Here is a 12,234-nt window from a genome sequence, read left to right as displayed (position 1 = left end):
GTCTGTTTAACCGTTGGCGTGGTAATCGCCGTGGTCACGGCAGAAGCGGCCAGAGCGCGCCTCTACCTCAGGCGCCCTCTGACGCCCGTCTCTGCATCGGCAGTAGCAGAAAGCTTGCCAGGTTTGTGAAGGCGTACGGATTTCGGGCGCCAGCCCGCCTGGCGCGCCTCCTGAAGGGGCAACGCTCGGCCCTGCGGGCAGGACTTTGCACCAACAGCGAACAGCTCTGGTCCGGGACTGGCACCAAAGCGGTGCAGAGGCGCTGCCAGGGGCGGCACACCCCGCTGTGCTACACTCGGGCCTTGATCCATTGCAGGGGATAAGACATGTCCACGACCCGTTCGCTGTTCGATTCCCTGACTCAACAGGCCAGCCGGCTGTTCGGTCAGGACTCGCCGCTGCCCAAGGCCGAGATCGAGAGCCAGTTCAAGGCACTGCTGCAAGGCGCGCTGAGCAAGCTCGATGTGGTCAGCCGTGACGAATTCGATGCCCAGATGGCCGTGCTGGCCCGCACCCGTGCGCGCCTGGAAGCCCTCGAGGCACGCCTGACCGAGCTGGAAAAGCCGCAGACCGCCGAGGTCAAGCCGCCGGTCACCCCGGCCACGGACGTCGCGCCCGCCGATTGATCCCCAAAGGCGCGCCAGGATGGTGCAGCCTTGAGTCTGGCGAATCACGATCAAGGAGAGATCATGTCGCTTGCCCTCGTTCATACCCGCGCCCAGGTGGGCGTGGAAGCGCCGCCGGTAGTGGTCGAGGCGCACCTGGCCAACGGCCTGCCCGCCCTCACCCTAGTCGGCCTGCCGGAAACCGCCGTCCGCGAAGCCAAGGATCGGGTGCGCAGCGCCATCCTCAATGCCGGCTTTGAATTTCCCAGTCGCCGCATCACCCTCAATCTCGCGCCCGCCGACCTGCCCAAGGACGGCGGGCGCTTCGACCTCGCCCTGGCCATCGGCATCCTCGCCGCCAGCGGACAGCTACCCGCGCAGGGCCTCGACGGCTATGAATGCCTGGGCGAGCTGGCCCTGTCGGGCGCGGTGCGAGCGGTGCGCGGCGTTCTGCCCGCGGCGCTGGCGGCTCGAGCCGCCGGCCGTATCCTGGTGGTGCCCCGCGCCAATGCCGAGGAAGCCTGCCTGGCCAGTGGCCTCAGGGTGCTGGCGGTCGATCACCTGCTGGAATTCGCCGGTCACCTGAGTGGCCAGGCCGTGCTGGCCCCCTACCAGCCCAGCGGCCTGCTGCGCACCCCGCTGCCCTATCCCGATCTCGCCGAGGTCCAGGGCCAGCAGGCGGCCAAGCGCGCCCTGGTGGTAGCGGCGGCGGGTGCCCACAACCTCCTGCTGGCCGGCCCGCCGGGAACCGGCAAGACCCTGCTCGCCAGTCGCCTGCCAGGGCTGCTGCCGCCCCTGGATGAAGAAGAGGCGCTGCAGGTGGCCGCCATTCATTCGGTGGCGGGGCCCGAGCCGCTGGAACACTGGCCGCAGCGACCCTTTCGCCAGCCGCATCATTCGGCGTCCGGTCCGGCGCTGGTGGGCGGCGGCAGCCGACCCGGTCCCGGCGAGATCACCCTGGCCCATCGCGGGGTGCTGTTTCTCGACGAGTTGCCGGAATTCGATCGCAAGGTGCTGGAGGTGCTGCGCGAGCCCCTGGAGAGTGGCGAGATCGTCATCGCCCGGGCGCGGGAGCGGGTACGCTTTCCAGCCCGCTTCCAGCTGGTGGCGGCGATGAATCCCTGTCCCTGCGGCTACCTGGGCGATCTCAGCGGACGCTGTCGTTGTAGTCCGGAGCAGATCCAGCGCTATCGTGGCAAGCTCTCCGGTCCATTGCTGGATCGCATCGACCTGCACCTGACGGTAGCCCGCGAGCACCTGCGCCTGGGCGCCTCAGCGGCCAGTGAACTCACCACGGCGGAGGCCGCGCGCCAGGTCGCCGACGCCCGGGCCCTGCAGCTGGCACGCCAGGGCCGGCCCAATGCCCTGCTCGGTCTCGACCAGTTGCACCAGGTCTGCGCCCTGAGCGAGGCCGATCAGCGCTGGCTGGAGGGGGCGGGCGAACGCCTGAATCTGTCCCTGCGCGCCCTGCACCGGGTGGTCAAGGTGGCCCGGACCCTGGCCGATCTCGCCGGCCAGGCCGAGATCCAGCGGCCGCAGCTGGCGGAAGCGCTGCAGTATCGGGCGAGTCACTAGGCGCCAGGAGGCGAGCCGTAGTGTCGCGGCGGCTCCTGCAGGCGATCTCGCAGCGCCTGGTTTTCCTGGGCCAGCTCGAAGCACATGGCCCGCCACTGGTGGGCCAGCTCGCGATAATCGTCCCGCTCCGCCCGCAGCGTGGTCAGCATGCGTTCGACGGCCTGCACCGCCTCGTTGGATACGCCCATGACACCCCTCCCTTTATACTGTATTTGCATACAGTAGTCAGAGTATTGCAGCCAGGCAAGGGCCAAGGTACGCAGGAATGAAAAAGGGAGGCCTGAGCCTCCCTTTCGCTACTGCCGGAACGCGCCGGTCAGCTGAACCGGCCTACCTCGGCACTCAAGTCTTCCGCCAGATGACGCAGCTCGCCAGCGGTACCGGCCAGCACCTCGGCGGCATCACGCTGGGCGGCGTTGTCCACGGCGATCGCCTGGATGTTGCGACTCAGAGCGGTGGCGGTGGTGCTCTGCTCGGCGGTGGCCTGGGCGATGCCGGAGAATTGCTCCACCGCCTCGGCGACCTGCTGGTCGATGCTGCGGAGTGCGTGGGCCACGTCGGCGTTGCGCGCCAGGCCCTGTTCCATTAGGCGATTGCCCTCGTCGATGGCGCCCATGGCACGCTGGGTCTCGCCCTGCACCGCACCGATCATCTGCGAGATCTCGCGGGTGGCTTCGCTGGTGCGACCGGCCAGCTGCCGGACTTCGTCGGCGACCACGGCGAAGCCGCGGCCCTGTTCACCGGCGCGGGCCGCCTCGATGGCCGCGTTGAGCGCCAGCAGGTTGGTCTGCTCGGCGATCCCGCTGATGACGCCAATGATGCCGCCAATCTGCTGGGAGCGGCCGTCCAGGCCCTTGATGAGTTCGGCGGTACTGGCCAGGGAATCGGCGATCTGCTCCAGGGCACCCGAGGCACCCTGCATGGCCTGGGTCCCGGTGCGGGTCTGCTGGGCGTTTTCCTGCACCAGCCGCTCGGTGCGCTGCATGCCGTCGGCGATGTTCTGGGCGGTGGCGCTGAATTCTTCGACGGCGCTGGCCATGCTGTCGATCTGGCTGGACTGCTCGGCGGAGCGTCTCAGGGTCTGGTCGGAGAGCTGGCTCAGTTGCTGGGACCGCTCGGTGACCTCGCGCGAGGAGCCACGGACCTGCTCGACGGTGGAGGCCAGGGCATCGGCCATCTGGTTGAAGCTCTGGGCGAGTTCGCCGATCTCGTCCTGGCTGCGTGCCTCGACGCGCACGCTGAGCTGACCGCGACCCAGGGCCTGGGCCCGGTCCACCAGCTGGCCCAGCGGTCTCAGCTTGTGGCGCAGCAGGACGACCGAGGCGACCACCGCCAGCACCAGGGCGATCAGGCTGCCGATGGCCAGGCGCAGGCCCACCGCATGCACCGGGGCATCCAGCTCGGCCTTGGGCAGGGTGGCGACCACGGTCCAGCCTTCGCCGGCGACCGGCGCGCTGACGCTGAGGAAGTCTTCATTGCCGTCCTGCCAGGTGTGCTCGTGCTGCTTGGGATCGTTCTTGAGCACGGCAAGCAGTTCGTCATTCTTTTTCGCATTGGCCGGCGGCACCAGCCAGTTGCCCTGCTCGTCGAGCAGGGCCAGGGAGCCGGTCTCGCCGATGCGCAGCTGGGTCAGCTGGGCCAGTTGCTGGGCCTGGGCGTCGGTGTAGTCGAAGCCGACGAAGAGCACGGCGATGACCTTGCCGGCGCCGTCGCGGACCGGGGTGTACTGGGTCATGTAGGAGCGCCCGAACAGCTGGGCGCGCCCGACGTAGTTCTGACCCTGCAGCAATCCGGCATAGGCCGGGTGCTTGCGATCGAGCTGAGTACCGATGGCGCGGCTGCCGTCCTGCTTCTTCAGCGAGGTGGTGATACGGGTGAAGTCGTCGCCATCGCGGACGAAGATGGTGGCGACGCCACCGGTCAGCCGGGTGAAGTCGTCGACCTGGCTGAAGTCGCTGTTCAGTGCCTGACCGGCGAACAGCAGGGCGGGGGCCGTGGCGCTGCCGAGGGGCAGGCGTTCGCCGGCCAGGCTCAGGCCGCCATCGAAGCGGCGCTCGAACAGGTTGGCCAGCCGCTGGGTGCTGATCTTCAGGGTGCTGAGAAAGGTCTGCTGCTGATCGGAGAGCAGCCGGGCCTCGCTACCCAGGTGCTTGCGCTGGGTGCCTTCGATGGACACGCTCAAGGCATGCAGGGCGAACAGACAGCTGCCGGCGATCACGACAATCAGTACCAGACTGAGGGCCAAGGCAAGTTGTCGGGCGATACTACGACGCGGGGAAATGACCATAGGGGGCTCCAAAGCGCCTACATCCCTGTAGGGCAGTACGAATTTGAGGGCAAGGGCTATATCAAGGGACCGACCGCTCTAGGGCGGTCTTCTTGGCGGTTAACGTTCATTTTATCGGCAGAGGTACGATGAACTAAAGCGAATGACAGCAGTCTGGCGCCTTATTTATGGCGAACGACCGCTGGAAGGCTCTGGGATGCCACTTCCCGCTGCAGGAAGTCAGCCAGCTGGCGAAGGCGCGCCTGCCCCCGGCGATTGCGCGGCCAGACCAGGTAATAGGCATCACCGCTGGCCACCGCCTCGGGCCAGGGCAAGGCAATGAGCCCGGCCGCCACGTCTTCGGCGAGCATCACCAGATCGCCGATGGAAACCCCGTAGCCACGCGCGGCGGCGGCCATGCCCAGTTCCAAGGTGTCGAACACCTGGCCACCACCCAGGGGCACCGCCTGGGTCAGGCCCATGGCCTGCAGCCAGCGGCGCCAGTCGCGGCGGTCGAAGGTGGGATGCAGCAACTCCTCCCCCTGCAGCCGCGTCAGGTCCCAGGCGCCCTCCCGGGCGGCAGCCGGCGAGCAGACCGGTACCAGCCACTCCTCGAACAGCGGCACCACCTCCCAGTCCGCCGGGAAGCGGCCGTCGCCGAGCAGTACCGCGCAATCGAAGGGCTCATGGACGAAGTCGACGCGGTCACTGGCCATCCAGACGCTGGTGAGCTGGATGTCCAGTTGCGGACTGAGCTGGCGAAAGCGCGCCAGACGCGCCAGCAACCAGCGCAGCGACAGGGTGGTGGGCGCCTTGAGTCTCAGGGTGCCCTCGGCCACGGCGAGATTGCCACAGGCCCGCGCCAGGGCCTCGAAGCCCTCGCTCAGGCCGGGCAAGAGCAGCTTGCCGGGCTCGGTCAGCGCCAGCTGACGCCCGGCACGCTCGAACAGGCGGCAGCCAAAGGTCTCTTCCAGTGTCCGCACATGGCGACTGACCGCACTCTGGGTCAGCGACAACTCCTGGGCCGCGCGGGTGAAGGAGCCATGGCGAGCGGCGGCCTCGAAGGCGCGCAGGGCGTACAGCGGCGGCAGGCGCGAGGGGTGCTCTGGCATGACTCAGACTCATGGATGACATGGTTATTTTCCGATTGTGGGCGGCGCGCCCGCATCCAACAATGAGTTCTTGTCAAACGTCGGCCACCTGCTCAGCGAGATCCATCCATGTCTCTGCCGCGTCACGAACTGCTCGCGCTGTTGCGTCTCGCCCTGCCCCTGATCGGTGCGCAGCTGGCCTATGTGGCCATGGTCTTCACCGACACCCTGATGATGGGCCGCCTGGGCCCGGCAGCCCTGGCCGGTGGCGGCCTGGGAGCGGCGGTCTACTCCTTCGTCTCGGTGATCTGCGTGGGCGTGATCACCGCGGTGGCCAATCTGGCGGCGCTGCGCCGGGGTGCAGGGGATACCGAAGGGGTGGCGGCGGTCACTGCGGCCGGGATCTGGATCGCCGGGGTGCTGGCGCTGCTGGCCGGCGCCCTGCTGTGGCATATCGAACCGCTGCTGGCCCTGGCCGGCCAGCCGGAAGAGAGTCGTCAGGCGGCCGGCGTCTTCCTGCGCTGCCTGGCCTTCGCCCTGCCCGGCCACCTGCTGTTCATGACCCTGCGCGGCTTCACCAGCGCCCTGGACCGCCCCGGCCCGGTGCTGATCATCGTGCTCGGCGCCGCGGCACTCAATGCCCTCCTCAATCTCGCGCTGCTGCACGGCTGGGGTGGCCTGCCGCGCCCCGGGCTGGCGGGCATAGGCGCGGTGACCGCGGTGGTGATGAACGGGGCGGCGCTGTGCCTGGCACTGTACATTGCGCGCCATTCGGCCTACGCGGCCTATCCCCTCGCCCACTACCTGCGCCGCCCGGACCGCCGCGCCCTGATCGACACCCTCGGCCAGGGGCTGGCGATCAGTGGTACCTACGCGGTGGAGGCCTGCCTGTTCCTGTCAGCGGCGCTGTGCATGGGCGCCCTGGGTGCCACGGCGCTGGCGGCCCATCAGATCGCCAATCAGCTGGTGTATCTGGTGTTCATGTTGCCGGCCGGCCTTTCCTACGCCACCAGCATCCGTATCGGCCAGCACCAGGGCGCCGGGCGGCCGCGCGAGGCCTTGCTGGTGGGGCGCCTGGCCATCGGCGGCGGCGCCCTGGTGATGCTGGGCATCGCCCTGCTGTTCTGGAGCTTTCCCGGCGGGCTGGTGAGGCTGTTCCTGGCGGATGCGCAGAGCCCGGTGGCGGAGCTGGCACGCCAGCTGGTGCTGATCGCGGCGGTGTTCGTCATCTTCGACGGTACCCAGAGCATTGCCCAGGGTGCGCTGCGTGGCATCCGCCAGGCACGCCTGGGCTTCTACGGCGGATTGCTCTGCTACTGCCTGATCGGCGCCAGCGGTGCCTGGCTGCTGGGCGTCCAGCTGGGTATCGGCCCCCATGGAGTCTGGTGGGGCCTGGCATTTGGACTGGCCTGTGCGGCGCTGCTGCTGACCGGCGCCTTCGAATGGCTGATGCGGCAGCAACTGGGCGCGGGCGCTGCGGAGGCTCCGCCGGAGCCGCTGGCCGCACCGCGCGGCATGGCGCAAAACGGCTGAGCGCCGCGGCGGCACAAGCGTTTTACCAAGTGGTCCACTTCTGACCGCTGCGCTAGACTAAAGGCTTTGGGCCACCCCGGCGTTGCGACCGGTGTTCAGGGCCCCAGGATAGCCAGAGATGCAACGTTTCATCGTCGCCGACGACCATCCGCTGTTTCGTGAAGGCCTGGTGCGCATCCTGCGCCAGCTGCAGCCACAGGCGCAGGTCGATCAGGCCGACAGCCTGCAACAGGTCCTGGAACTGGCGCGCCAGGGCGAGCCGCCCAGCGGGCTGCTGCTGGATCTGCTCTATCCTGGCCAGGACCTGAGCTTTTCGCTGCGCGCCCTGCGCCAGGAATTCAAGCGCAGCACCCTGATCGTGGTCTCGATGCTGGAAGACGCCACCGTGATCGAACATATCCTGGCGGCGGGCGTGGATGGCTTCATCGGCAAGGCGCTACCGCCGGCGGCCATGGCCGAGGCGATCGCCGACTGCCTCGCCGGGCAACCGGTGGTGCGCTATGCCATGCCAAGTCTGACGCCGGTCAACCTGGCGCCCGATAACCGGGTGCAGGCACTGACGCCGCGGCAACTGGAGGTGCTCGGCCTGATCACCCAGGGCCTGAGCAACAAGGAGATCGCCCGGATCTTGGTCATCTCGCCCTTTACCGTGCGCATCCATGTCTCTGCCCTGCTGCGTACCCTGGGCGTCAGCAGCCGCGCGGCGGCGGCCGCCTTCGGCGCCAAGGCCGGCCTTGGCACGCAGCGCTCACTCAGCTAGCCGCGACGCGAAAAGCCAGCAGCAGGGCGCGCAATTCCGCTGGTCGCACCGGCTTGGCCAGCACCGGGATCTCGGCGTCGCCCAGCGCCTGCTGGACCTGGGGAATGTCATGGCCGGTCACCACGATGGCCGGGATGCGCCGGCCCTGCAGCCGATTGAGATAGGCGATGCAGTCGGCACCCGAGGCGCTGCGATCCAGATCGAAATCGGTGATCACCAGGTCGCAACTCACGGCGCCGGAGGGGATGCTGGTGGCGGTGGTGACCTCGCAGCCCCAGCTGCGCAGCAGGGTCGCGGTGGCCAGCAGCACGTTGGTGTCGTCTTCGATGAGCAGGATCCGCCATCCGGCGAGCAGGTGCTGGGGACCGCTCACCGGCCGTGGCCGCGCCTCCGGCGGCAGGGTGGCCAGCGGCAGGCCCTGGAGCGCGACCGCGGTACCGCGGCCGGGGCGCGAACGGATGGTCAGCCGCAACTCGAGCAGGGTGGCGATGCGTTGCACGATGGACAACCCCAGGCCGACCCCCTCGATGTCGCGATCCCGCGTTTCCCGTACCCGGTAGAATTCCTCGCACAGGTGCGGCAGGTGCTCGGCGGCGATGCCCGGTCCCTGGTCGTAGACCACCAGGGCGAGCTGGCCCTGACGGCGGCGCACCGCCAGCAGCAGGGGCTTGCCCGGGGCGTACTTGAGGGCGTTGGACAGCAGGTTCTGCAGCGAGGTGAGCAGCAGCGCCGGATCGCTGTAGACCTGCAACCCGCAGGCGCGCCAGCGGATCTCCACCCCGGCCCAGCGCGCCGCCTCGGCGTTCTGCCGCACCAGGTCGCCGAACAGGGTATCCAGATCGACCACCGTGCGCCGCGGACTGACCTGCTTCTGATCGAGGGTGTAGATGTCGAGTAGCGAGCGGAACAGCTGCTCGACACCCAGCAGCGAGCGGTCGATGTTGTCGACCAGTCGTCCTTGATCGGCGCTCAGCTGGCCATCGCGCAGGCAGGCGGTGAACAGGCCGATGGAGTGGATCGGCTGGCGCAGGTCGTGGCTGGCCTGGGCCAGGAAGCGCGCCTTGGCCAGGTTGGCCGCCTGGGTCTCGCGCAGCGAATCCTGGATGCGGGTCAGCAGGAAATACACGTAGCCGGGCACCAGCAGCGCGGTCACCAGCATCATCAGCGCCACCGTGGGATAGCGCTGCAGGAAGGGCATCCCGGCGATGATGGCGACCAGGGCGGTCAGCGACAGCCCGGTGGCCAGCAGCAGGTAGCCGCGGCCGTAGCGCAGGCCGTTGCCCACCGTGACCCAGAGCAGCACGCCGAACAGCGGCAGCAGGGCCTCACCGCTGGTGATGGAGGAAAAGGTGATGGCGCTGAAGTCCAGGCTCATGGCCAGCAGCCTTCGCCAGGGCTTCACTCCCGGCCGCCGCCGCACCTCGAAGAACAGGCCGACGGCCACCACGGCGAACAGGGCGTAGCACAGCAGGTTGGCCAGCAGGATGGCGGTACCGAACAGCCCCCAGGCCCAGGCGCCGATGATGTAGGCCGAGGCCGGCAGGATGAAGGCCAGCCGAACCTTGGCCTGGCCGAGTTCGGGATCGCGGGCGCTGACCCCCAGGGTCTGGGTCGCGGCGCTCATGACGCCAGATAACCCAGTTGCCAGGCCCGCGGGATCAGACGAAAGATCACCGCCAAGGTAGCGGCCAGGACCGCGCTGGCGTACCAGGCCGCCAGGCCCAGTCCGGCTTCCAGCGCAGCGCCGAGCACCCCGCCGAGCAGCATGCCCAGCCAGGGCACCAGCTGGATGCGCCAACCGCGGCGGCGTTCGCCCAGCAGCCAGTGACCCAGCCCGCGCCCAAAGCGCGACAGGGCGCCGGTGACGTAGGTGAGGCCGATGGGCAGGCCATAGATCTGCTCCACCACCGCATTGACCATGCCCATGGCGAACACGCCGGTCAGCAGGGCCAGACGCCCTATGGGCAGGCTGGCCGCCACGACTAGCAGCAGGGCCAGCAGGCCGAGCAGCAGGCAGGCCCGCTGGCGGGTCAGCCGCTGCAGCAGCACGCCGCCGGCATTGCCCAGCACGAAGGTACCTATGGCCAGCGCCAGATGCCCCGCGGCGACCCAGCGGCCGGCCGCCACATCGGCAGCCATACGAGTGGTATTACCGCTCATGAAGGAAACGAAGTCGCCGGTGGCGAGAAAGCCGATGGCATCGGTCATGCCGGCCAGCAGTGACAGACCGGCGACCAGCGCCAGGCCGACCGCGCCGTGCCGTGGCATTACCGGCAAAGCGGTCGGTGGAGGTGAGGAAGAGGTGGGCATGGCAGCCATCCTGGCTGAGCGAGAAGAGACGGCCATCAGTGTGCGGCGTACGGCGGCCCGACGCCAAGGGCAGCGCCCCAGAAGGCGCCCTGGGCTAGACTGATGGACCCGCCTGGCCGGAGGCCTCGTGACCACGCCCCTGTTCGCCCTGGTATTACTCGCCGCCCTGTTGCACGCCGGCTGGAACGCCCTGCTCAAGATCGGCCTCGACCGCTTCCTCACCGCCAGTCTGATCCAGATCGGCGCCGGCCTTGCCGCCCTGCTGGCGCTGCCCTTCGTCGCCCTGCCGCCCGCCGCGGCCTGGCCCTGGATCGCCCTCTCCGCCCTGCTGCACATCGGCTACAACGCCTTTCTCGCCCGGGCCTATCGCTATGGCGATCTCGGCCAGGTCTATCCCCTCTCTCGCGGCAGCGCGCCGTTGCTGGTCAGTCTGGTGGCCTTTCTCGCCCTCGGCGAAAGGCTCTCGCCACCCGCCCTGCTCGGCCTCGGTCTGCTGGTGACCGGTCTCGCCCTGATGGCGCTGCTCGGGGCCCGGCGCGGCACGCCACCCAGCCTGGCGCTGCTGGTCTGCGCCTTCACCACCGGCAGCTTCATCGCCGCCTACACCCTGGCCGATGCCCTCGGCGCCCGCGCCAGTGGCAATGCCGTGGCCTATGCCCTCTGGCTGTTCGCGGTCAACGGCGTGGTGGCGGCGCTGGTCCTGCGGCTGAGCCGCGGCGCCTCGGCGTTCGCCGGGCTCGGTCCGCACTGGCGCGCCGGGCTGGCGGGCGGGGTCATGTCGATGCTGGCCTACAGCCTGGTGATCGTCGCCACCACCCAGGCGCCCATCGGCCTGGTCTCGGCGCTGCGCGAGACCAGCGTGCTGTTCGCCCTGCTGATCGGGGTCTTCTGGCTGCACGAGAGCCTGCCGCTGGGCCGCATCTGCGCCGGCCTGGCCATCGTCGCCGGGGTGGTGGCGATCAAACTGGCCTGAGCGGAGCGCCGGGGGAGCGGCTAAGCTGAGCCTTCTTTCGACCAGGACGGACCCATGGGCAAATCGCTGCGACTCTCGGAAAAATGGTTCAACCGCGGCCTCTGGCTGCTGGCGCTGGTGTTCGCCGGCTTTCTGATCGGCCTGGGCGGCACCCTGGTCGGCGATCTGCCCCAGGTGGAGCAGCAGCAGCGTCTGGAAGACTTCATGGACCCCGCTGCCACCGCTGCAGCGCGAGAAGACCAGCGCCAGGCCCAGCTGGCCAGCCGTCAGGCCAGCGACGCCCTCGAACAGGCGCAACTGCGGCAGACCGCGGCCGCGAGCAGCTACCAGGCCAATCGCGAGACCTTCGACAACTGGCTGGCGACCCGCCAGACCACCCAGCGTCCCGAGCAGGATGCCGAACTGATCGCCCGCAGCCGCGCCCTGGACGAACTCAAGGCCGGCGAGCGGGTGGCGGAGCAGGAGGTCGAACGCCAGCAGCAGGCGCTGCTGGATGCCGAGCAGCGCGCCGACAACGCGGAACGCAGCCTGGCCACCCTGGGCGAGTCGGCGCAGTCGGCCTGGCTGGAGGCGCGCCGGCAGGCCGAGCTGCGGGTCTTTCTCTATCGCCTGGCGCTGACCCTGCCCCTGCTGGCGGTGGCGGCCTGGCTGTTCGTCCGGCAACGCAAGGGCACCTGGTGGCCCTTCGTCTGGGGCTTCATCTTCTTCGCGCTGTTCGCCTTCTTCGTCGAGCTGGTGCCCTACCTACCCAGCTACGGCGGCTATGTGCGCTATCTGGTGGGCATCCTGCTGACGGTACTGGGCGGGCGCTACGCCATCCGCGCCCTGCAGGAGTACCGTGCCCGCCTGGCGCTCAAGGAAGCCCAGCCGGACACCGTCAGGCGCGAAGAGCTGCACTACGACACCGCCCTGGCGCGGCTGGCCAAGGGCGTCTGCCCGGGTTGCGAGCGGCCGGTGGACCTCAAGGACCCGGGGATCGACTTCTGCCCCCATTGCGGCATCGGCCTGCACGACCACTGCGGCGCCTGCCAGACACGCAAGAGCGCCTTCGCGCATTTCTGCCATGCCTGTGGAGCGGCGGCGCGTGGGCCCGAGCGACATCCGACGGGCACCTCCTGATA

11 protein-coding genes are annotated in these 12,234 nt (G+C 69.0%); 6 read left to right on the top strand and 5 right to left on the bottom strand.

All coding sequences use genetic code 11. The features are described from left to right. Positions 1–326: 326 nt before the first annotated feature. Together QE393_RS21485 and QE393_RS21480 are read left to right on the top strand one after the other, a co-directional pair. A complete protein-coding gene (locus QE393_RS21485) occupies positions 327–626 on the top strand; it encodes an accessory factor UbiK family protein (protein ID WP_027597470.1) in 300 nt (99 codons plus the stop codon). A gap of 63 nt (positions 627–689) precedes the next feature. Further along, the gene (locus QE393_RS21480) at positions 690–2,180 is read left to right on the top strand and encodes a YifB family Mg chelatase-like AAA ATPase (protein ID WP_310045537.1); all 1,491 of its coding nucleotides are present in this window, start codon (positions 690–692) and stop codon (positions 2,178–2,180) included. Here QE393_RS21480 and QE393_RS21475 read toward each other — a convergent pair. The 3 genes from QE393_RS21475 to QE393_RS21465 form a co-directional block, all read right to left on the bottom strand. Beyond that, positions 2,177–2,368: a hypothetical protein gene (locus QE393_RS21475; protein WP_310045535.1), complete on the bottom strand. Its 192-nt coding sequence runs from the start codon at positions 2,366–2,368 to the stop codon at positions 2,177–2,179. The genes QE393_RS21480 and QE393_RS21475 overlap by 4 nt on opposite strands. A 128-nt stretch (positions 2,369–2,496) precedes the next feature. Next, entirely contained in the window at positions 2,497–4,467 is a 1,971-nt protein-coding gene (locus QE393_RS21470; RefSeq protein WP_310045534.1) for a methyl-accepting chemotaxis protein, read from the bottom strand. 161 nt (positions 4,468–4,628) lie between these two features. Further along, positions 4,629–5,558 carry a LysR substrate-binding domain-containing protein gene (locus tag QE393_RS21465; RefSeq protein WP_310045532.1) on the bottom strand — a complete coding sequence of 310 codons (930 nt, stop codon included), beginning with the start codon at positions 5,556–5,558 and terminating at the stop codon, positions 4,629–4,631. A 108-nt stretch (positions 5,559–5,666) separates the two neighbouring features. Here QE393_RS21465 and QE393_RS21460 point away from each other — a divergent pair, with 108 nt between their 5' ends. Both QE393_RS21460 and QE393_RS21455 read left to right on the top strand, forming a co-directional pair. After that, positions 5,667–7,070 carry a NorM family multidrug efflux MATE transporter gene (locus QE393_RS21460; protein ID WP_310045529.1) on the top strand — a complete coding sequence of 468 codons (1,404 nt, stop codon included), beginning with the start codon at positions 5,667–5,669 and terminating at the stop codon, positions 7,068–7,070. A 118-nt stretch (positions 7,071–7,188) separates the two neighbouring features. After that, complete coding sequence (locus tag QE393_RS21455) at positions 7,189–7,830, top strand: response regulator transcription factor (protein WP_310045527.1); 642 nt, start codon at positions 7,189–7,191, stop codon at positions 7,828–7,830. On the opposite strand, the gene QE393_RS21450 is transcribed toward QE393_RS21455, so the two are convergent. Beyond that, positions 7,823–9,454, bottom strand: coding sequence for a hybrid sensor histidine kinase/response regulator (locus QE393_RS21450; protein ID WP_310045526.1), 1,632 nt, complete (start codon positions 9,452–9,454; stop codon positions 7,823–7,825). The two genes, QE393_RS21455 and QE393_RS21450, sit on opposite strands and share 8 nt — an antisense overlap. Continuing rightward, positions 9,451–10,140: a YoaK family protein gene (locus QE393_RS21445; protein ID WP_310045524.1), complete on the bottom strand. Its 690-nt coding sequence runs from the start codon at positions 10,138–10,140 to the stop codon at positions 9,451–9,453. Before QE393_RS21445 ends, QE393_RS21450 begins: the two co-directional genes overlap by 4 nt. A 127-nt stretch (positions 10,141–10,267) precedes the next feature. On the opposite strand from QE393_RS21445, the gene QE393_RS21440 reads away from it, so the two are divergent. Together QE393_RS21440 and QE393_RS21435 are read left to right on the top strand one after the other, a co-directional pair. Then, positions 10,268–11,113 carry an EamA family transporter gene (locus QE393_RS21440; RefSeq protein WP_273805706.1) on the top strand — a complete coding sequence of 282 codons (846 nt, stop codon included), beginning with the start codon at positions 10,268–10,270 and terminating at the stop codon, positions 11,111–11,113. A gap of 54 nt (positions 11,114–11,167) precedes the next feature. Further along, a complete protein-coding gene (locus QE393_RS21435; protein WP_310045522.1) occupies positions 11,168–12,232 on the top strand; it encodes a serine endopeptidase in 1,065 nt (354 codons plus the stop codon). Positions 12,233–12,234 lie beyond the last annotated feature (2 nt).

It is taken from the genome of Pseudomonas sp. SORGH_AS_0211, from assembly GCF_031453455.1.
Classification (GTDB): Bacteria; Pseudomonadota; Gammaproteobacteria; order Pseudomonadales; family Pseudomonadaceae; genus Chryseomonas; species Chryseomonas aestiva.
The sequence above is the reverse complement of the archived record's forward strand: the minus strand, read 5'-3'. Positions and strand labels throughout refer to the sequence as shown.

Coding starts and splice junctions, on each gene's coding strand:
- QE393_RS21445 (WP_310045524.1), bottom strand. CDS start 10,140: ATGCCCACCTCTTCCTCACCTCCACCGACCGCTTTGCCGGTAATGCCA.
- QE393_RS21455 (WP_310045527.1), top strand. CDS start 7,189: ATGCAACGTTTCATCGTCGCCGACGACCATCCGCTGTTTCGTGAAGGC.
- QE393_RS21450 (WP_310045526.1), bottom strand. CDS start 9,454: ATGAGCGCCGCGACCCAGACCCTGGGGGTCAGCGCCCGCGATCCCGAA.
- QE393_RS21470 (WP_310045534.1), bottom strand. CDS start 4,467: ATGGTCATTTCCCCGCGTCGTAGTATCGCCCGACAACTTGCCTTGGCC.
- QE393_RS21435 (WP_310045522.1), top strand. CDS start 11,168: ATGGGCAAATCGCTGCGACTCTCGGAAAAATGGTTCAACCGCGGCCTC.
- QE393_RS21485 (WP_027597470.1), top strand. CDS start 327: ATGTCCACGACCCGTTCGCTGTTCGATTCCCTGACTCAACAGGCCAGC.
- QE393_RS21465 (WP_310045532.1), bottom strand. CDS start 5,558: ATGCCAGAGCACCCCTCGCGCCTGCCGCCGCTGTACGCCCTGCGCGCC.
- QE393_RS21480 (WP_310045537.1), top strand. CDS start 690: ATGTCGCTTGCCCTCGTTCATACCCGCGCCCAGGTGGGCGTGGAAGCG.
- QE393_RS21460 (WP_310045529.1), top strand. CDS start 5,667: ATGTCTCTGCCGCGTCACGAACTGCTCGCGCTGTTGCGTCTCGCCCTG.
- QE393_RS21475 (WP_310045535.1), bottom strand. CDS start 2,368: ATGGGCGTATCCAACGAGGCGGTGCAGGCCGTCGAACGCATGCTGACC.